We start from the raw sequence: 18,970 nt of genomic DNA, 5'->3' as shown, positions 1-18,970 counted from the left end.
AGAGAATTTTGCCGTACTCGGCAGGAGTTACCAGCCTGTCAGCAACAAGAAGGTTTGCCAGAACAACATCACCACCAGCACCCCGCACAACGGCACGCTAATCAGCAGTCGCCCCGACACCAGCTTGTTGATACCAATGCCAAGCAGCACTGAAATGGGCATCAGAGCCAGAAAAAACGGCCACGTGTAGAGCAGGAAAAAAGGGGTATTCAGACCATAGACGATAAAGGGCAGAACAAAAGCCAACCAATAGAAAGAAAAGCCCAATACCCCGCCGGCAAAGGCGTAGGAAGGCTCTTCTTTCTCCAATGACTTTTTCTTGTCAGCGGGAATGTTGGCGGCGTTTATTAGCATATATCGACCCTGAATAATCATTACATTCACCAAAGGAATAAATGTAATGCAACAATAACTAGGGTTTGATAATAGCGTGATGGCGTAAAACGTCTAACATTTGTGCGACCAAATTTGTTACTAATTGTTCGCCATTTAGGTGAATTTCAGGCTGCTCAGGAGGCTCATAAATCGAGCTAATTCCAGTGAAATTTTTAATCTCACCCGCACGCGCTTTTTTGTATAGCCCTTTGGGATCGCGCAGTTCACACACGGCGAGTGGCGTATCCACAAAGACCTCGATAAAACGCCCTTCCGGTAACAGTTCGCGCACCATTTGGCGTTCATGGCGATGAGGAGAGATAAATGCAGTGAGCACTAACAAACCCGCATCCTGCATTAGTTTAGCGACCTCGCCCACGCGGCGAATATTCTCGATACGATCGTCGTCGCTAAAACCAAGGTCACGCGATAAGCCATGCCGCACATTGTCACCATCCAGTAAGTATGTACTCACCCCAAGCTGATGCAGTGCCTGCTCTAACGCTCCGGCAACCGATGATTTTCCCGAGCCCGAAAGCCCGGTAAACCAAATCACCGCGCCCTGATGTCCATGCAGATTTTCGCGATTCTCGCGACTGACCGCATGTTCATGCCAGACGATATCAGGGTTAGAGGCGTTACTTTCAGTAGCTGGTTGTAATAAATTGATATCAGTCACCGCTATTTTCCACCCAGCAAATCGCGCGCACCCCAGTGTGGGAAGTGGCGACGGACCAAAGCATTAAGCTCAATTTCAAAAGCGCTAAAATCAGCCGTATTGGTTTGTGATGATGTCAGCGCTTCACGGATAAGCCCCGCCCCTACGGTAACGTTGGTGAGCCTATCGATAAAAATAAAGCTGCCGGTGTCGTGGTTTTGCGCATAGCTATCGATAACCAGCGGTTCATCGAAGGTGAGTTCAACCAAGCCAATGCCATTGAGCGGCAAAGATTCTACCGCACGCTGCGTGAGCGTGTTGATATCCACCTGATAGTCAATTCGCTCCACGCGAGCGCGGGTTTTCTTGCCGCCGAGTTTGATATCAAAACTTTGCCCTTGGCTCAGCGGCTGCTCAGACATCCAGACAACATCGACCGTCGCGCCCTGCACGGCAGGAATTGACGCATCAGCGGCCACGATCAGATCGCCACGGCTGATATCAATTTCATCCTCCAGCACTAGCGTGATGGCCTCTCCGGGTACGGCGCTTTGCAGGTCACCATCAAAGGTAACAATCCGAGCAACGCGCGAAGTGACCCCTGACGGTAATACCTTCACCTGCTGCCCCACGCTGAGTACGCCTGCGGACAGCGTTCCCGCATAGCCGCGAAAATCCAGATTCGGACGGTTTACGTACTGCACGGGAAAACGCAGCGGCTGCTTTTCAGCGTCGTGTACCACATCAACGGTTTCCAAAATTTCTAATAAGGTTGGCCCGTGATACCAGCTCATGGCCTCACTTTGTGTCGCCACATTGTCGCCATCAAGCGCGGAAAGCGGCACAAACTTAATCGCTAAATCACCGGGCAGTTGCTCGGCAAAGCTGAGATAGTCCTGCTTGATTTGCTCAAACACATCCTGCTGGTAGTCACGCAGATCCATTTTATTCACCGCCACCACCAGATGGCGAATACCCAGCAGCGTAGCGATAAAGCTGTGGCGACGAGTTTGATCCAAAACGCCCTTGCGCGCGTCGATCAGTAAAATGGCTAAATCGCAGGTTGATGCGCCGGTCGCCATGTTACGGGTGTACTGCTCATGCCCTGGGGTATCGGCAATAATAAATTTGCGCTTTTCCGTCGAAAAGTAGCGGTAGGCAACATCAATGGTAATGCCTTGCTCACGCTCGGCCTGAAGACCGTCAACCAGCAGCGCCAGATCGAGTTTCTCGCCCTGCGTGCCAATGCGCTTGCTGTCGCTGTGCAGCGTCGTTAGCTGATCTTCATAAATTTGGCGCGTATCGTGCAGCAAGCGCCCAATCAGCGTGCTTTTACCATCGTCCACGCTGCCGCAGGTGAGAAAACGCAGCAGGCTTTTATCTTGTTGCAGCTGTAAATAAGCTTCCACCCCGCCTTGCTCAGCAATTTGGTCTGCAATGGAATGGTTAATCATCTGGCTCATGGTTCTCGTCCTCTACGAATTCTTAAAAGTACCCTTGGCGCTTTTTCAGCTCCATCGAGCCAGACTGATCGCGATCGATCATTCTTCCCTGACGCTCGCTGGTGGTGGAAACCAGCATCTCTTCGATGATTTCAGGCAGCGTTTGCGCCTGAGACTCCACCGCGCCGGTGAGCGGCCAGCAGCCTAAAGTACGGAATCGAACCATGCGTTGCTTGATCACTTCCCCCGGCTGGAGATCGATACGATCGTCATCCACCATCATCAGCATGCCGTCACGCTCTAAAACAGGGCGCGGCTTTGCCAGATAAAGCGGAACAATATCGATATTTTCCAAGTAGATATATTGCCAGATATCGAGTTCAGTCCAGTTTGACAGCGGAAAGACGCGGATGCTCTCCCCTTTGTTCACCTGACCGTTATAGTTGTGCCACAGCTCAGGTCGCTGGTTTTTTGGGTCCCAGCGATGGAAGCGGTCGCGGAATGAATAGATTCTCTCTTTGGCACGTGATTTTTCTTCATCACGACGCGCACCGCCAAAGGCGGCATCAAAACCATATTTATTCAGCGCCTGTTTTAAGCCTTCGGTTTTCATGATGTCAGTATGTTTGGCGCTGCCATGAACAAACGGGCTGATGCCCATCGCGACGCCTTCTGGGTTCTTATGCACCAAAAGTTCACATCCGTAGGCTTTGGCGGTGCGATCGCGAAATTCGTACATTTCGCGGAATTTCCAGCCGGTATCAACGTGCAGCAGCGGGAACGGTAGCGTCCCCGGATAGAATGCCTTACGCGCCAAATGCAGCATCACCGAAGAATCTTTGCCGATGGAGTACATCATGACAGGGTTAGAAAACTCGGCAGCGACTTCGCGGATGATGTGAATACTCTCCGCTTCGAGCTGTCGTAAGTGAGTCAGTCTTTGGTTATCCATGGACGATCCTTAAGCCAGAAATTCTCCCGAAGGCCACACTGGCACATCGGATATTTATCCAAGAGGGTTGGAGTTACAGCAAATCAAACGGAGTGAGCGCAGCGGTAACTTCAAAAACGCAGGATAGGGGCACTATAAGGTGTCAGCTTTGCCCAAATGAAATGACGAAAAGGTATTTGAAATAACCGAAAGAAATATGCAGCCAGCTGAGGCGGCGCAAGATTAAGGAAGTAAACATTTCCTTAAATTTTAGGAGCGCTAGAAATTGTGTAATAAGAGCGAAGACTCCATACTAGCCGCACTGATTTATCATCCCAATTATCACGCTGTTGAACACGTTTTTGGTTTTCAGCAGCGCTAAGGACGCTTTACCCATGTTTTCCTGCCGTTCACTTAAACTGGTTTGCGCAGCGCTATGTCTAAGCAGCAGTTTCGCGGTTTCAGCCGCAGGTATTACCCATCAGCCCGTCGGTAAAATAGCCGAACAAGAAGTACGACATATCTCGACCTACTTCCCCGGCCGCATGGCAGGTAGCCCCGCCGAGCTAATGATGGCGGACTATGTTAATCAGCGTTTCCAAAACATGGGCTATCAGAGCGACTTAAGAGATTTCAAAACCCGCTATGTGTATACCTCAAGCGAAGGTAAAAAAGATTGGCATAACGTGAACGCCACGTCAGTGATTGCGGTGAAACCCGGCAGCACCGACAAACAGATCTTAATCGTCGCGCATCTTGATACCTATACCCCAATGAGCGACAGCGATGTGAACCATAATCTTGGCGGATTAACGTTGCAGGGTGTAGATGACAATGCGTCTGGCGTTGGCGTGATGTTGGAGCTTGCCGAGCGTCTGCGCAGCGTAAAAACCAAGGCCACTATTCGCTTCCTTGCGCTCAGCGCCGAGGAGTTGGGGAGTAAAGGGGCTGAAAACTATCTCAGCAGAATGAGCAAAGCCGACAAAGACAATACGCTGTTAGTTATCAATCTCGATTCTTTGATTACCGGCGATAAACTCTACTTCCACAGCGGTGCTAACACGCCGAAATCCATCGCCGAGAAATCCCGCGACCGCGCCCTTAAGCTTGCTAAGCGCTTTGGTATTAGCGCCGCCATTAACAACGGTCATGGCGAACATAGCCCGAAAGGCACCGGTTGTTGCTCAGATCAAATGCCGTTCGATGCGGCCAATATTCCAGTGCTCGCGGTTGAAGCCAGCAATTGGTCTCTGGGCAAAAAAGACGGCTATCAACAAACCAGCAAAAATACGCATTTCCCAGAAGGCACCACGTGGCACCAGCCGCAATATGACAATCTTCAGTACTTAGATAAACACCTGCCCGGGCGTATCAAATCGCGTACCCGAGACAGCGTGAGAATTTTACTGCCTCTGGTGGAAGAGGTGGCTAAGTAGTTTTCAGTGATAACGTCATCTGTATAGAAACCGCAGCCTTTGTGACAAAGCGTTAAGCCATATTGATCTTTAATGAATGGGCATTACATTTATTCCAGATTGATCTGTTTTAGCGCCACTTTGGCATCAATATTTGTTGAGGTTTCTATGTCTGATGAACAATCCGTTGAGCAACGCGTTATCTCTGGCCTTTTCTCTCGCCTTCAACAGGCTGAAGCAGGCAGCGGGCCGAGGGATGCTCAGGCCGAGCGTTTGATTCAGGAATATATCGCCAAACAGCCTGCGGCGCCTTATTACATGGCTCAAGCGATGCTGGTACAAGAAGCGGCGATTAAGCGTTTAAACGATCAGGTGAATGCTCTGCAGCAACAGGTGACTCAGCTACAGAGCCAGCCGAAACAGAACAGCGGCGGCTTTTTAGCGGGCTTGTTCGGCGGTGGCAGCACCAATGCAACCGAGTCACGTCCTGCCGCCGTATCAAACAGCGGAAGCCTGCCCATTCCTGGCGCGGCAAACTATTCCAATAATCAATACGCCAACAATCAATACGCCAATAATCAGTATGCCAACAATGCGAATAGCGGTTATGCGCCTGCGGCCTCTCGTGGCGGCAGCAGCTTTTTAAGCGGCGCATTGCAAACGGCAGCTGGTGTTGCGGGTGGCGTAGTGATCGCGGATATGCTGACCGGCATGTTCCACAATAGCCGGCCGGAAGAGATCGTGAACGTGGTTGAGGAAAATACGATTGCTCAGCCTGATGCGGCACAAGCTGATGCAACTCAATCAGATATCATGCAGCCCGATCTGCAAAATGCGGATTGGCAGGATGATGCGTCAAATCAGAATGGGCAAGACAGCGGGTTCTTCGATTCAGGTTTTGGTAGCGATGACGACGGCTACAATAACAACGACGATGATTCGTTCTTCTAAAACTATCCGCTAGATATCATATCCGCCGCATGGCGCGGCGGATTGTATTCGCTTATTTCCCCTGCTTGCGCAGCAAGAAAATAAAGTACGGCGCGCCAATAAACGTTGCTAGCAAACCGGCAGGGATTTGATAAGGGAACATCACCATCCGTCCGCACCAATCCGCAAACATCATTAGAAAACCACCGATTAGCGCCGCAACCATCAACTGTGGCATCGCTCGTTTAAAACCTAACATTCGCGCCATATGAGGCGCCATCAGGCCAACAAAGCTGAGCGGCCCGGTCATTAACGTCGCGGCAGCGGTTAACGCCGATGCGATCAACAGAATGGCGACGCGCGAAGGCATCAGCGCGACGCCCACCGCTTTCGCCGTTACCGAGCCTAAAGGTAATAGCATGAGCCAACGGCGGCACAGCGGCGTTGCCGCAATCAGTACCACAGCAACGCCCACGGTACGTAACGCCTGCGCGCTGTCTACGCCATAGGTCGAGCCTGCCAACCATGTGAGCAACATGCCGGTACGCGGATCGCCGCTTGCCAACACCATCACCACCAGCGTACTAAACACCGTACTCACCGCAATCCCTGCCAACAACATACGCTGGGCGGAAAATCCGTTGCGGCTCGAGGTAATCATCACCAACAATAACGTCAGCGCAGCGCCGAGGCTCCCCGCCGGAAGTAGCCATACAAACGCATTGCCCGGAACCAACAGCAGCAACACCAATACGCCAAGGGCTGCACCCGACGTAATCCCCAACACTTCAGGGCTCGCCATCGGGTTACCGGTGAGCTTTTGGATCATGGTTCCTGCTACGGCTAGCATCATTCCCGCGGCCAAAGCAGCCACCACACGCGGCCAGCGCCAAGGCATCAGCGCGTCAATCTGAGCGCCGTGCGCCCAGTACCAACCTTCGCTGCCGCGGCCAAACAGCAAAGCCACGGCCAGAGCCAACGCCAGTAGAACCATGCCGATGACCATCCAACGCCACAGATGGTGACGTTCTGGCGTAATGCGGTCGCCTTGGTTCATATCCGGCATATTGCCGTTGGTGCGCAGCTTCGGTAATAACCACAGCAGTACCGGCGCGCCAATGAGCGCAGTGGCTGAGCCGGTTGGAATTTCGTGCCAAACCACGGCGAGCCATTGCACCACCTGATCGGTGAGCCACAGCAGCAAAGCGCCGATAAAAGGCGCCATCAACAAGCGTTGAGATAATCGACGCGCGCCACAAATGCGCGCCAACAGCGGCGAAAATAGGCCGATAAAACCAATCACGCCCACGGCATTCACCATCTGTGCGCTAATTAACACCGCCAGCGCGAGGGTAGCTAAACGAGCACTGCTTAAGCCGAGCCCCAGATTTTTAGCCACCCCGTCGTCTAATCCAAGCAGCGTTAAAGGGCGAATCAGCAAAGCGGAAAGCAGTAATGCCACCAGCAAACGAGGAGCGAGCTCAGTCACGTTATGCCAATCGTGTTGGTTTAGGGCCCCGCTCGCCCACACAAACATGCCCTGTAGGGATTCGTAATTAAACAGCGCCATCAGGGAATTCAGTGCACCGCAGTACAGCCCCATCACCAGCCCCGCCAGAATCAGCGTCACCGGAGACATGCGTTTACCCCACGACAGGCCAAATACAATAAGCGCTACCAGCACGGCGCCCAGCAGAGCCGCCAACTGCATCATCCAACTTTCGGGCGAAACGGCCAATAGCACCGCCGCCGTTACCCCAAACTGAGCACCAGCGGAAACCCCCAGCGTGGCAGGTTCCGCCAACGGGTTTTTTAATACCTGCTGGAACAGTAGCCCCGCAAGGCCAAGCCCAGCACCCACCAACAAAGAAACAACGTCGCGTGGCAGAATGCTGTAATGCATCACGACCTGCTGGATATTATCCATATCTGGCGCGGTCGCGGCCTGCCACCATTGATTAAACGGCAGCTGGTGATGCAGATTGAATAGGGTTAATCCCAGCGCAGGCAATGCCAGCAACAGCGGGATCAACCACAGGCTGAATTTAGCCTGAGATGCTTTTACGTTAGCGTTCATGATTTCGCTCCTAACGCAGACTCCAGCAAATCACAGAAACGCATCGCGGAGAGCGTGGCACCATAGAACCACACGCCCGGCTGGCTGATCACTTTTTGGCCTCGCACAAAAGGCAGCGCCTGCCACAGCGGAGTTTTCTGTACCTGAGCAAACAATGCGTCATTACCGTGGCTGAAGAAAATGGCCTGCGCCTGCGGGGAAACCGTCGCCAGTTGTTCAATGCCAACGATCGCGCTGCCCCAAAAGTTGGTAGCGCCCGTCCACGCATTTTTTAAATCCAGCTCATCCATCACTTCTTGGAACATGCTGCCTTTACCAAAGACCAAAGCATGTCCGGCGTCTAACAATGTAAACAGCAACAGTGGCGTATTGTCCCACGCGCTTAGGCGCTGTTTACTTTGTGCCAACCGCTGTTGGAATAGCGCGAGGTGCGCGCTAGCGCGTTCAGGCACACCCAGTTTTTCCGCCAGATTTTGCAGTGACTTTTTAGCCAGTTTCAGCGGCAGACCTGAGCCATCGTTAAAGGAAAAGCCCATCGCGGGTGCAATGGTTTGCATTTTCGCCACGGAGGGGCCAAATCCATCGGAATAGAGGATCAGCGATGGATCAATCTGTTGCAGCAGCTCCATATTCGGCTCTGTGCGGTTGCCGAGATCGATAACCGTCGGTGCCAATTCAGGCTCTTGCACCCAAAGGCGGTAATTGGCAATTTCGGCCACGGCAAGCGGCGTAATACCGAGCGTCAGCAGAAGCTCAATCGGCAGCCATTCGAGCGCCACAATTCGATTGAGATCGGGATAGGTCGTACTGGTCAGCGCAGAGGCCTGCACCGATAGCGGAAGCAAAAACGGCGACAACGCCAGCGCCGTAATCAGACGACGACGGCCAAAATCAGGAGAGTTGGGATCACGCATTAAATCTGACATCAGTAGACGAAGCTCACCGGCGCACCACCGCTTGGATGCGGCAGCGTCCCCATCGGTATACCGTAAATTTTTTCCAGTACGTCGCCCTGCATAATGTCAGCAGGCGTACCTTGAGCAATCAGTTCACCGCCGCGCAGCGCCATCAAATAATCGCAGTAGCGTGCGGCCATATTGATGTCATGCAAAACCGCAATCACGGTTAAACCACGCTCACGGCTGAGGCGTTGAATGAGGGCCAACACTTCAACCTGATGGGCGATATCTAGAGCCGATGTCGGTTCATCGAGTAATAAACAGCGGCTATTTTGTGCCACCGTCATCGCCAGCCATGCACGCTGACGCTCACCGCCGGATAAGCTGTCAACCAAACGCCCTGCCAACGGTTTAAGATCGACCAAGGCAATAGCCTCTTCCACTCGTTCACGATCTTCGCTGCGAAAGCGCCCTAGCGCACCATGCCAAGGATAGCGACCAATGGCCACCAGCTCACGCACCGTCATTCCCTCAGCCGCGGGCAGCTGTTGAGGAAGATAGGCCACTTCACGGGCAAACGCTTTGCTATCCCATTCAGCCAACGGTTTATCACCCAGCAAAATCTGGCCAACGCTTGCCGCCTGATGGCGACCGAGCATTTTTAGCAGCGTCGATTTACCCGAGCCATTGTGGCCAATCAGGCCACAAACCTGGCCTTCAGGAAAAGTGAGAGAAACGTTTTGCAGCAATGTGCGGCCAGGAACAGTGAAGCTGACCTGTTGCAAAGTGAAAGTTGACGAGGTGGAGATCGCGGTTTTACTCAATTCCGGTATAGCCTTTAGTCTTATGTTCTTTGCAGAAAAGAACGGGCGCGATAACCGCGCCCTTGAGTGTATATCTTACTAGAAACGGAAAGTCGCCGTTGCCACAACCTGACGCTCTGCGCCCCAGAAGCAGCCATAGGTATCGAAGCAGCTAGCTACGTATTCGCGGTCCAGCAGGTTATTCACGTTAACCGCAATGCTGGAGCCCGGCAGGTTGAAGCGCGCCAGATCATATTTGATCACCGCATCCATCACCGCTGCGCTGCCCACTTTGAAGGTGTTAGCCGGATCGCCATAGCTTGAACCAATGAATCGACCGCCGGTACCCAGCGTTAAACCACTTAAAGCACCTTCGTTAAAGGTGTAATCCCCCCACAGGGAAGCCATATGTTTTGGCACCTGCTCTGGGGTATTCCCTTTCAACGTAGAGTCTTTGGTGTACTCTGCTTCGGTGTAGGTGTAAGACGCAGTAACGTTAATGTTGGCATTAACCGCAGCCTTCGCTTCTAACTCAACGCCACGAGAACGAATTTCACCGCCCTGAATAGATGCAAATCCATGTGATGTATCAGGATCTTTCATCAGGTTGTTGGTTTTCGTCAGCTGATAAACGGCCCCCGTCACCACAATCGGCATGTCTTTTGGCACATACTTCACACCAGCCTCATACTGACGGCCTTTAGATGGTGTGAACGTTTTGCCACTGAAATCAGCACCAGAGTTAGGTTCGAAGGACTCGCTGTAGCTGATATATGGACTAATGCCATTATCAAACAGATAGTTTAAACCCGCGCGGCCTGTAAACTGGCTATCGTCACGCTCGGTATAGTTATTGGCTTGATAAGCGCGAGTTGACTGAGTCAGCCAGTCGTAACGGCCACCCAATGTCAGAACAAAGTTATTCCACTCGGCTTGATCCTGCGCGTAGATACCGGTTTGCTTTTGCTTATTCTGCTGATAAGGCGCTGCGCTGCCAAAATCATAATCAGAATAAACAGGGTTATACAGATCGAGCGGTGGAGCGGTGCCAAACGAAGCATTAATATCGTTGCGCATCTGCTGGAAATCTACGCCTGTCAGCAAGGTATGCTGAACGTCTGCGGTCGCAAACTTGCTTTGCAACTGAGTATCTACGGCAAAATTGTGCAGCTTTTCGTTATCAACAACGGTACCACGATTTAGCATATGCCCAGTCGCATCAACGCCAGTGCCATACACGTTTTTCTGTGAGGTCTTAGACTCAACGTAGCGCAAATTTTGGCGAACGGTGAAGGTGTCGTTAAACTCATGGTCGAAGCTATAGCCAACCAACTTATGCGACAGTGAGTAACTATTATTCGGTGCGCCTTCGTTGAAGTCAGTCGGTAGACGAGAACCATTTGGCAATGGTTGTACCGTCCCTTCTTTAGGCAGCCAGCCGTAGTAGCCCGTTTCAGGACTGTCCTGCAGATTTGCTAAGAAAGTAAAGTTGGTTTTGTCATCAGGACGCCATGAGAAAGACGGCGCAATGGCATAACGTTTTTCTTTCGACATTTCCTGCTGAGCATTGTTGGAGCGCGCAACACCGGTCAAACGGTATGAAAACACACCATCGTCATCTAAAGCATCACTGAAATCAAAACCAGTCTGCCAGAGATTATCAGTGCCCATTTTAAACTGTACTTCTTTAAGCGGCTCTGTGGTTGGGCGTTTACTCACCATAGAAATAATACCGCCTGGGCTGCTTTTCCCATATAACACTGACGTTGGCCCACGCATCAGCTCAACACGTTCCAGCATATACGGATCAATAATCACTTCGTTATAGAAGTCACCTTGTAGCTTTAAACCATCAAGGTAGTTGTTTTGGTTTACGGAACCAAAACCACGAATTTTTACCGCGTCATAAGTATTGGACGCACCACGTGTAGAAACAGTAACCCCGGGCGTATAGCCCAACGCTTCTTTAACAGACTGAGGCTGATGGGTATCCATTTCTTCACGCGTCACAACCGAGACAGACTGTGGCGTCTTCTCAATTGGCGTATCGGTTTTCGTTGCCGTTGCGCTGCGCTTAGCGGCGATAGTTGGCGCAGGCCCCCATGCGCTCTCCTGCTGAACACCACCGCCGGCAGTGACAACCAAGGTGTCATCATTTAGATTTTTTTGAGCTGTATCAGCCGCATTGGCGAAAGAGGCCCACATTCCTAAGCTAGCAGCAATAGAAACTGCAACCTTGGTTTGTGAATATTTGAACGATGGTAAAGTCATGTTGGTTTCTCTGGCGAAAGACAAATAATAAAGCAAACGAGAATGATTATTATAAAGATCGCATTTTATGCGTAACCAAATGTAAAGTTCAAGAGAAATTCATCCTTATAGGAGTCAAGGGAACAAAAAATAGCCTTTATTTTGATAAGGGTTAAATCAATAGGTTTTAACTATCTTAGGTGGGGATAAATAAACGAGGTAAATATGAATGAGACGTATTTCTGAGTTATCCGATTGTTATATTTGGTTTGCATAAATGATTTAATTAAAACCATATGAATAATAGATTTAAAAATCTTGCATAAGCACCATATTTTATTTATTCCGATTCATTCACCTCACCGTTGTTTTCATCTCAAGAATCCAAGCTACACCTACCTTGAAGACCTCCCCTGAAGCAAGTCTATGCACTCTGGTTTAAATTAAACGAAACTCCCAATTAAATATTACTTAGATAAATGAAAATTAATATCAAATTAAATAAGACATTCACTAATTGCTTATTAAAAATAATACATTTCAGTAAATCATAACTCACCAATATTGTAATTTATTATATTTATAACCCTCGTCACAAAATGAGTTATTTATTTTATGAACCATATTGTCTTTTAATAACCAGGCACATTATCCTGCTGATGTTTTAAAAGGAATCCTTATTAAACATAGGGAATAAGAATAATACAAAAGCGTCAATTCAAGGAAATGATAATGAAGCGTAAAATTCTAGCGGTGGTGATTCCTTCTTTATTAGTGGCTGGTATGGCAAATGCGGCTGAGGTTTATAATAAAGACGGTAATAAAGTAGATTTATATGGCAAGGTTGATGCCCGTCACGTGTTCTCTGAAGATAACGGCCAAGACGGCGACAACACCTACGTGCGTGTCGGCTTTAAGGGCGAAACCCAGATTACCGATCAGCTGACAGGCTTTGGCCAGTGGGAATATAACGTACAGGCTAACCATACTGAAAGCGGCGCAACTGGTGGAACCAGCGGTAACGCAACCCGTTTAGGCTTTGCTGGCCTGAAGTTCGGTGATTACGGCTCATTTGACTACGGTCGTAACTACGGCGTGGTGTACGACGTAGAAGCGTGGACCGATATGCTGCCAGTATTCGGTGGTGATACCTACACCTACACCGACAACTACATGGTAGGTCGTGCTAACGGCTTAGCGACCTACCGTAACAGCAACTTCTTTGGTTTGGTTGATGGCCTGAACTTTGCGCTGCAATATCAAGGCGCGAATGAGAGCTCTAGCAACAATCAGGAAGGCACCAATAATGGTCGCAGGCTCACAGCTGAAAACGGTGACGGCTTCGGCATGTCAACCACTTACGACATCGGCTATGGCGTTTCCTTCGGCGCAGCGTATAGCAACTCTGACCGTTCAAACGATCAGTCATTAGGCGGTGGAATTGCTAAAGGTGGTAAAGCACAGGCGTGGACTATTGGTACCAAGTATGATGCAAATAACATCTACTTAGCTGCCATGTATGCTGAAACGCTGAACATGACGCCTTGGGGCAACGACAATATTGCCAACAAAACACAAAACTTTGAAGTTGTAGCCCAGTACCAGTTCGATTTCGGCCTGCGCCCATCCATTGCTTACCTGCAATCAAAAGGCAAAGATCTTCAGGGCAATTCTGGACATAACGGAAAATGGGACAATGAAGATTTAGTGAAATATGTTGATATCGGTACTTACTACTACTTCAACAAAAATATGTCTGCCTATGTTGATTATAAAATCAACTTGCTAGACGGTGACAAAGATGGTTTTGCTAAAAACAACAACATCAACACCGACGACGTTGTTGGCGTTGGTTTGGTATACCAGTTCTAATTTAGCTTATTCATTGTTTGAATGAATATTGCGGGTGGCTTCGGCCACCCGTTTTTATTTGTCTATTAAATGATCATCAAGCAAATTTAATACCCAATTCACCACCTTGCTTATTATTCATTATTCATCTAATAAAAAAGACCTCTGACGAGAGGCCTTTTTTGTTCATGCAAGAATATTGTTAGTTACTGCCAAACATATCCTTAATCCAACCAGCTACGCCATCGCTACTTTGCTGCTGCTGTTGCTGCTGCGCGGGCTGTTGTCCTTCAGTTTGTGGTTGCTGAGTCTGAGCAGCCGGTTGCTGCGCTGCGGATGCTGCACATAAACCTTCCGGATTTTCCGTCCATACAGGGATACTACGCGAACCGCCACCGTTACACACAAAGTTGCCAGACTCATCGATATTCATCGTGGTGATCCCTTCCGGTGGCACTAAGTTCAGCGGTAACGGCGTCTGATTTTCCAGATAGCGACGATAAAGCGTCAGCGCGCCGTTTGCGCCGGTTAACTTAGCCGGGCCATTGTTGTCACGCCCAACCCACGCAATCGTCACTTCTTTGCCATCAACACCGGCAAACCAGCTATCACGCAGATCGTTAGTGGTACCCGTTTTCGCCGCCAGATGGTAATTGCCAAATTTAGCCGTCAGAGAACGCGATGTCCCTCGTGCAACAACCTGCTGCATACCATACAGCGTCAGATAGGCTGCCTGCGGCGGCACCACGCTTTGTGCCTGCGGTAAACTTTGATACAGCACGCTTCCATCTTCTGCAATCACGGAACGAACGGCTGACAGCGGCGCACGATTACCACCGCTGGCAATCGTTTGATACTCCTGCGCAACTTCCATTGGCGTGAGGCTAATCGCCCCCAGCAGCATGGAAGGAACCGGATTAATCACATCTTTAGGAATACCTAAACGCTGCAATGTCGCGCTGATTTGATCTAACCCTACCGCCATCCCCAGATTCACCGTCGGTACGTTCAGAGAGTTCGCCAACGCATCCACCAGCATCACCTGACCACGATACTGGCGATCGTAGTTTTTCGGCTGCCAGATGCTGCCGTTTGGCTGTTTCAACGAAAGCGGCTGATCCGCTAACCACGTATTCAGGCGATATTTGTCCGGCTCGCTCAGCGCGGTGAGATAAGTCGGTGGTTTTGCCAAAGAACCCACTGAACGGCGGGCGTCCATCGCACGGTTAAAGCCGGCAAACTGAGGCTGAGCACCGCCAACCATGGCACGAACTTCACCGCTGAAACGGTCTACAATCACCATCGCAGCTTCAAGATCGTTCACATGACGAGCCGCTTTCAGCGCAGGAACGCCATCTTCCACCGCTTTTTCCGCCGCGTCTTGCGATACCGGGTCAAGCGTGGTGAAGATTTTCACCCCAGACAAATCATTGATCTTGTTACCCAGTTTTTGCTGTAGCTCTTGGCGAACCATCTGCATAAACGCAGGCTGAGGTGAAATAACGCCGCCTTTTGGCTGCACGCCGAGCGGACGCGCACTCAGCATATCGTAAAGCTCTTGGTCGATGATCTGTTGGTTTTCCAGCAGTTTTAGCACCAGATTACGACGCTCTAACGCCAGTTTCGGGTTACGCCACGGGTTATACAGCGAAGCACCTTTCACCATCCCCACCAGCAATGCTTGCTGGTCGAGACTAAGCTCATCAACCGGACGCCCAAAGTAGTAGAGGCTCGCTAACGGGAAGCCACGGATCTGATCGCTTCCGCTCTGCCCCAGATACACTTCGTTCAGATACAGTTCCAAGATGCGATCTTTGCTATAGCGATAATCGACGATCAGCGCCATATACGCCTCGTTGATCTTACGCCACAGCGAACGCTCGTTGCTTAAGAACAGGTTTTTAACCAGCTGTTGCGTCAGCGTACTACCGCCCTGTACCGCACGTCCGGCGGTGAGGTTAGCCACCACGGCACGGCCAATCGAGTAGAAACTAATACCATCATGCTGATAAAAATGACGGTCTTCGGTCGCGATCAGCGTATCCACTAACAAATCAGGGAACCCGCTACGCGGTACAAATAAGCGCTGCTCACCGTTGGGGGACTGCAACATGGTGATTAAACGCGGATCCAAACGGAAGAAACCAAACTGGCGCTGGTTATCCATATTTTGAATCTGGCTTAAACGATCGTTGCTGAACACCAAACGTGCATGGATCTGCCCTTCTTTTCCATCCGGAAAATCAAACGGGCGGCGCAGCATATCAATATTGTTACCGTTCACCGAGAATTCACCCGGACGCGTAATACGGCTCACTTGACGGTACTGCATACCTTCCAGCAAATTCACCATCTCTTTTTTGCTGTAGGACATCCCCGGCTCTAGATCGACCATTCGGCCATAGACGGTCGCTGGCAACTGCCAGACCTTCCCGTCGATGCGGCCGCGGATCTGCTGATCCAAATAGAAACCGTAAATCGCCAGCAGCACAAAGACGATCAGCGCAAGCTTGATCAGCAAGCCTAACAGTTTGCGTTTACGCGATTTTTTTACCTTCTTACGCGCCACGTCGTCCTCTCTGTCTTCTTCATCATCATAATCATCATCTTCTTCGTATTCGTCATGATCGTTCGCGGTATCACGAAAATCATCGCGATAATCATCGTCCTCGTCGTCATAACGGCGACGGCGATTAGGTACCGCTTTACGGGATGGTGGATTGCCACCTTTTTTACCTTTACGTCCGATCGGCTCGCGATCGTCATCCCTAGACATTGTTCAGTTCTCCGGCAGTGGCGCCTAATCTGTTCCTCACCGCCTAAAGGGGGAAGAGGAAACCTCCGAAATTGGCACAGCATCATAGCTGCACCGTAGGAATTTCTTACTGATAGCGTTTCGTCCGACGCGTCGGCAGCGCATTTCCCGGATCGTCCGGCCATGCATGTTTTGGATAACGCCCTTTCATCTCTTTTTGCACTTCACGGTATGAGCCCTGCCAAAACGCAGCCAAATCCCGGGTAATTTGCAGCGGGCGATGGGCTGGCGAGAGTAATTCCAACACTAACGCCACTCGCCCTTCGGCAATTTTAGGGCTGTGCTGCTCGCCAAATACTTCCTGCAAGCGCACGGCTAATACCGGTGGTTTATCGCTAAAATACTGTAGCGGTAAACGCGATCCTGTCGGCACAGTGTAATGAGTCGGCAGCGCAGTATCTAGACGTTGTCGCATCGACCAATCCATTAAGGTCAGCAGAGCTTCGGTCAGATTGATATTCTGTAAACCGCGCAGATCGCGCACACCGTCTAGCGCAGGCAATAGCCAGCTTTCTAACGAATCCAGCAGACTATCATCATCTACCGCAGGCCAGTTAACTTCTGGTAACCACTGCGCTGCACACTGTAACCGTAAACGCAGCTGCTTGGCAGAGTCGCTCCAATTCAAAGCGCTAATTCCCTGATTGCGAACCCAATTTAGTAGCGCCTGCGACAATTCCTCAGCCGATGGTTTAGCCAGCGGCTGTGCTTTGATCACTAAGCGCCCTAGCTGCTGGCGTTTCCATGCGCGTAGTGTACCTTTCGCGTCATCCCATTCCACGCTGGTTTGCTCGCTGATCAGGTGCGGCAGGCGCGTCGCCAACAGCTCAATATCACAAGGCAACGCCAGCAAAATACGCGCTTCGCTGTTATTCACGCCCTGCAAAAGATTCGCCACAATCAACCATGGCGTACGTGCCAGCGCATCATCGGCTGCCATTGCCGCACCCAGACCATTCGCCAACAAATAACGCCCATCTTGTCCACGTAGATTGGCAATACGATCGGGAAAGGCATGAGCAAGCCAAAACGCGGCATCGTCAAGCGCTACGCGGCCCTGACCGTTCCCCAAACGCTTAGTCAGCTGATTAGCGCGGCGTTGCCAATGACTCTGCGGGTGATAAAGCGCATTGCGTAGATCAACACCACCGTTGCGCGGTGGCTCTTCGATGATGGCGGCCAGCAGCGCCGCCGTGGCGAGCGCATCCTCACCGGCACTTTGTGCGGCACACAGCATTGCAGCCAAACGCGGATCGCTACCGGCATCGCTCATAGCGCGGCCTGTAGGGGTTAAGCCGCCCTGTTCATTAATGGCGCCTAGCTGAAATAGCAGCCGCTGCGCCGCAGAAATCGCCGCAGACGGCGGCGTATCCAGCCATTTTAACTGAGAGACATCGTGACATCCCCACTGCAAAAGATTCAGCCATAGGCCGCTCAGATCGCTATGGAGAATTTCGGCTTCGCTATATTCTGCGGTACGTTCGGCCTGTTCTGCCGCCATTAAGTGCCAACAGATCCCCGGCTCTAAGCGCCCTGCGCGTCCGGCACGCTGCGTCATGGAAGCCTGACTGGTTCTTTGCGTGACCAGCTTAGTGAGCCCACTTCGCACATCAAATTGGCTGACACGCTCAAGCGTGCTGTCGATGACCAAACGAATGCCGTCGATGGTTAAACTCGTTTCCGCAATATTGGTAGCCAGCACCACTTTGCGCCGCCCCGCCGGTGACGGATCAATTGCCTTCTGCTGTTCAGCCAGCGGCAATGCCCCATAAAGCGGGCAAATATCGGTATTGGCATCCACGCGCTGTTCGAGCAGTTCGGCAGTGCGCTTGATTTCTCCCACGCCGGGCAAAAACAGCAGCAGCGAGCCTAATTCTTGGCGTAACAAATTCAATGCGGCATGCGAGGCGCTTTGATCTAGCCGCTCATGCGCTGACACCGGCATGTAACTGCGCACTACGGGAAAGCTCCGCCCTTCGGAACGGATCACCGGCACATCGGGCAGCAAATGTGTAAGACGCGCGTCGTCTAGCGTGGCAGACATAATCAGCAAACGCAGATCGTCACGCAATCCCTCCTGCACATCCAACAACAGCGCCAACGCTAAATCAGCCTGCAAGCTGCGTTCATGAAATTCATCAAGAATAACTAGCGATACGCCTGATAGCTCGGGATCTTGCTGAAGCATTCGGGTCAAAATACCTTCGGTAACCACTTCCAGCCGCGTTTGCGCGCTGACTTTGGTTTCGGCACGCATGCGGTAACCCACGGTTTGACCCACATTTTCACCCAGCTGTTGCGCTAAGCGATGAGCCACGCTGCGAGCGGCCAACCGGCGAGGCTCAAGCATGATGATTTTACCGTTCAGCCAGCCAGCCTTGAGCAATTGCAACGGCAGCCACGTAGACTTACCCGCACCGGTTGGTGCATTCAGTAGCACCTGAGCTGAAGATTGCAGCGCGGCCAATAATGATTCAAGAACCGCAGCAACAGGGAGTAAAGACACGAGGGCTCCAAACTAATT

General features: G+C 51.1%; 13 protein-coding genes. 3 read left to right on the top strand and 10 right to left on the bottom strand.

The window, feature by feature from the left end:
• Positions 1–27 precede the first annotated feature (27 nt).
• The 4 genes from BN1044_RS16865 to cysD are packed head-to-tail and all read right to left on the bottom strand — an operon-like array spanning position 28 to position 3,427.
• Positions 28–354 carry a DUF3561 family protein gene (locus BN1044_RS16865; RefSeq protein ID WP_043495303.1) on the bottom strand — a complete coding sequence of 109 codons (327 nt, stop codon included), beginning with the start codon at positions 352–354 and terminating at the stop codon, positions 28–30.
• A 58-nt stretch (positions 355–412) separates the two neighbouring features.
• The gene (gene cysC, locus BN1044_RS16860; protein ID WP_072309666.1) at positions 413–1,054 is read right to left on the bottom strand and encodes an adenylyl-sulfate kinase; all 642 of its coding nucleotides are present in this window, start codon (positions 1,052–1,054) and stop codon (positions 413–415) included.
• 2 nt (positions 1,055–1,056) lie between these two features.
• Positions 1,057–2,496, bottom strand: a complete 1,440-nt coding sequence (cysN, locus tag BN1044_RS16855) for a sulfate adenylyltransferase subunit CysN (RefSeq protein WP_072309665.1) — start codon at positions 2,494–2,496, stop codon at positions 1,057–1,059.
• Positions 2,497–2,518: 22 nt separating this feature from the next.
• Positions 2,519–3,427: a sulfate adenylyltransferase subunit CysD gene (gene cysD, locus BN1044_RS16850; RefSeq protein ID WP_025800261.1), complete on the bottom strand. Its 909-nt coding sequence runs from the start codon at positions 3,425–3,427 to the stop codon at positions 2,519–2,521.
• Between the two features lie 374 nt (positions 3,428–3,801).
• Here cysD and BN1044_RS16845 point away from each other — a divergent pair, with 374 nt between their 5' ends.
• Together BN1044_RS16845 and BN1044_RS16840 are read left to right on the top strand one after the other, a co-directional pair.
• Positions 3,802–4,842 (top strand): aminopeptidase, encoded by a 1,041-nt coding sequence (locus BN1044_RS16845; RefSeq protein ID WP_072309664.1) that lies wholly within the window; start codon positions 3,802–3,804, stop codon positions 4,840–4,842.
• A 147-nt stretch (positions 4,843–4,989) separates the two neighbouring features.
• On the top strand, positions 4,990–5,772 hold the full coding sequence (locus tag BN1044_RS16840) for a DUF2076 domain-containing protein (RefSeq protein ID WP_072309663.1): 783 nt from the start codon (positions 4,990–4,992) through the stop codon (positions 5,770–5,772).
• Between the two features lie 52 nt (positions 5,773–5,824).
• On the opposite strand, the gene fhuB is transcribed toward BN1044_RS16840, so the two are convergent.
• The 4 genes from fhuB to fhuA all read right to left on the bottom strand — a co-directional run bounded on the left by fhuB (position 5,825) and on the right by fhuA (position 11,801).
• Positions 5,825–7,828: a Fe(3+)-hydroxamate ABC transporter permease FhuB gene (gene fhuB, locus BN1044_RS16835; protein WP_072309662.1), complete on the bottom strand. Its 2,004-nt coding sequence runs from the start codon at positions 7,826–7,828 to the stop codon at positions 5,825–5,827.
• The gene (fhuD, locus tag BN1044_RS16830) at positions 7,825–8,754 is read right to left on the bottom strand and encodes a Fe(3+)-hydroxamate ABC transporter substrate-binding protein FhuD (RefSeq protein ID WP_247650270.1); all 930 of its coding nucleotides are present in this window, start codon (positions 8,752–8,754) and stop codon (positions 7,825–7,827) included. Before fhuD ends, fhuB begins: the two co-directional genes overlap by 4 nt.
• Positions 8,754–9,551 (bottom strand): Fe3+-hydroxamate ABC transporter ATP-binding protein FhuC, encoded by a 798-nt coding sequence (gene fhuC, locus BN1044_RS16825; protein ID WP_168780221.1) that lies wholly within the window; start codon positions 9,549–9,551, stop codon positions 8,754–8,756. The genes fhuD and fhuC overlap by 1 nt, the downstream gene beginning before the upstream one ends.
• Positions 9,552–9,629: 78 nt before the next feature.
• The gene (gene fhuA, locus BN1044_RS16820) at positions 9,630–11,801 is read right to left on the bottom strand and encodes a ferrichrome porin FhuA (protein ID WP_072309660.1); all 2,172 of its coding nucleotides are present in this window, start codon (positions 11,799–11,801) and stop codon (positions 9,630–9,632) included.
• 708 nt (positions 11,802–12,509) lie between these two features.
• Between fhuA and ompC the strand changes: the two genes are divergently transcribed.
• Positions 12,510–13,652, top strand: coding sequence for a porin OmpC (ompC, locus tag BN1044_RS16815; protein ID WP_302622580.1), 1,143 nt, complete (start codon positions 12,510–12,512; stop codon positions 13,650–13,652).
• A 181-nt stretch (positions 13,653–13,833) separates the two neighbouring features.
• On the opposite strand, the gene mrcB is transcribed toward ompC, so the two are convergent.
• Both mrcB and hrpB read right to left on the bottom strand, forming a co-directional pair.
• Positions 13,834–16,407, bottom strand: coding sequence for a bifunctional glycosyl transferase/transpeptidase (gene mrcB, locus BN1044_RS16810; RefSeq protein WP_072309658.1), 2,574 nt, complete (start codon positions 16,405–16,407; stop codon positions 13,834–13,836).
• A 106-nt stretch (positions 16,408–16,513) separates the two neighbouring features.
• Positions 16,514–18,952 (bottom strand): ATP-dependent helicase HrpB, encoded by a 2,439-nt coding sequence (gene hrpB, locus BN1044_RS16805; protein WP_072309657.1) that lies wholly within the window; start codon positions 18,950–18,952, stop codon positions 16,514–16,516.
• Between the last annotated feature and the right edge of the window lie 18 nt (positions 18,953–18,970).

This window comes from Hafnia alvei, from assembly GCF_900095695.1.
Taxonomy (GTDB): Bacteria; Pseudomonadota; Gammaproteobacteria; order Enterobacterales; family Enterobacteriaceae; genus Hafnia; species Hafnia alvei_B.
The sequence above is the reverse complement of the archived record's forward strand: the minus strand, read 5'-3'. Positions and strand labels throughout refer to the sequence as shown.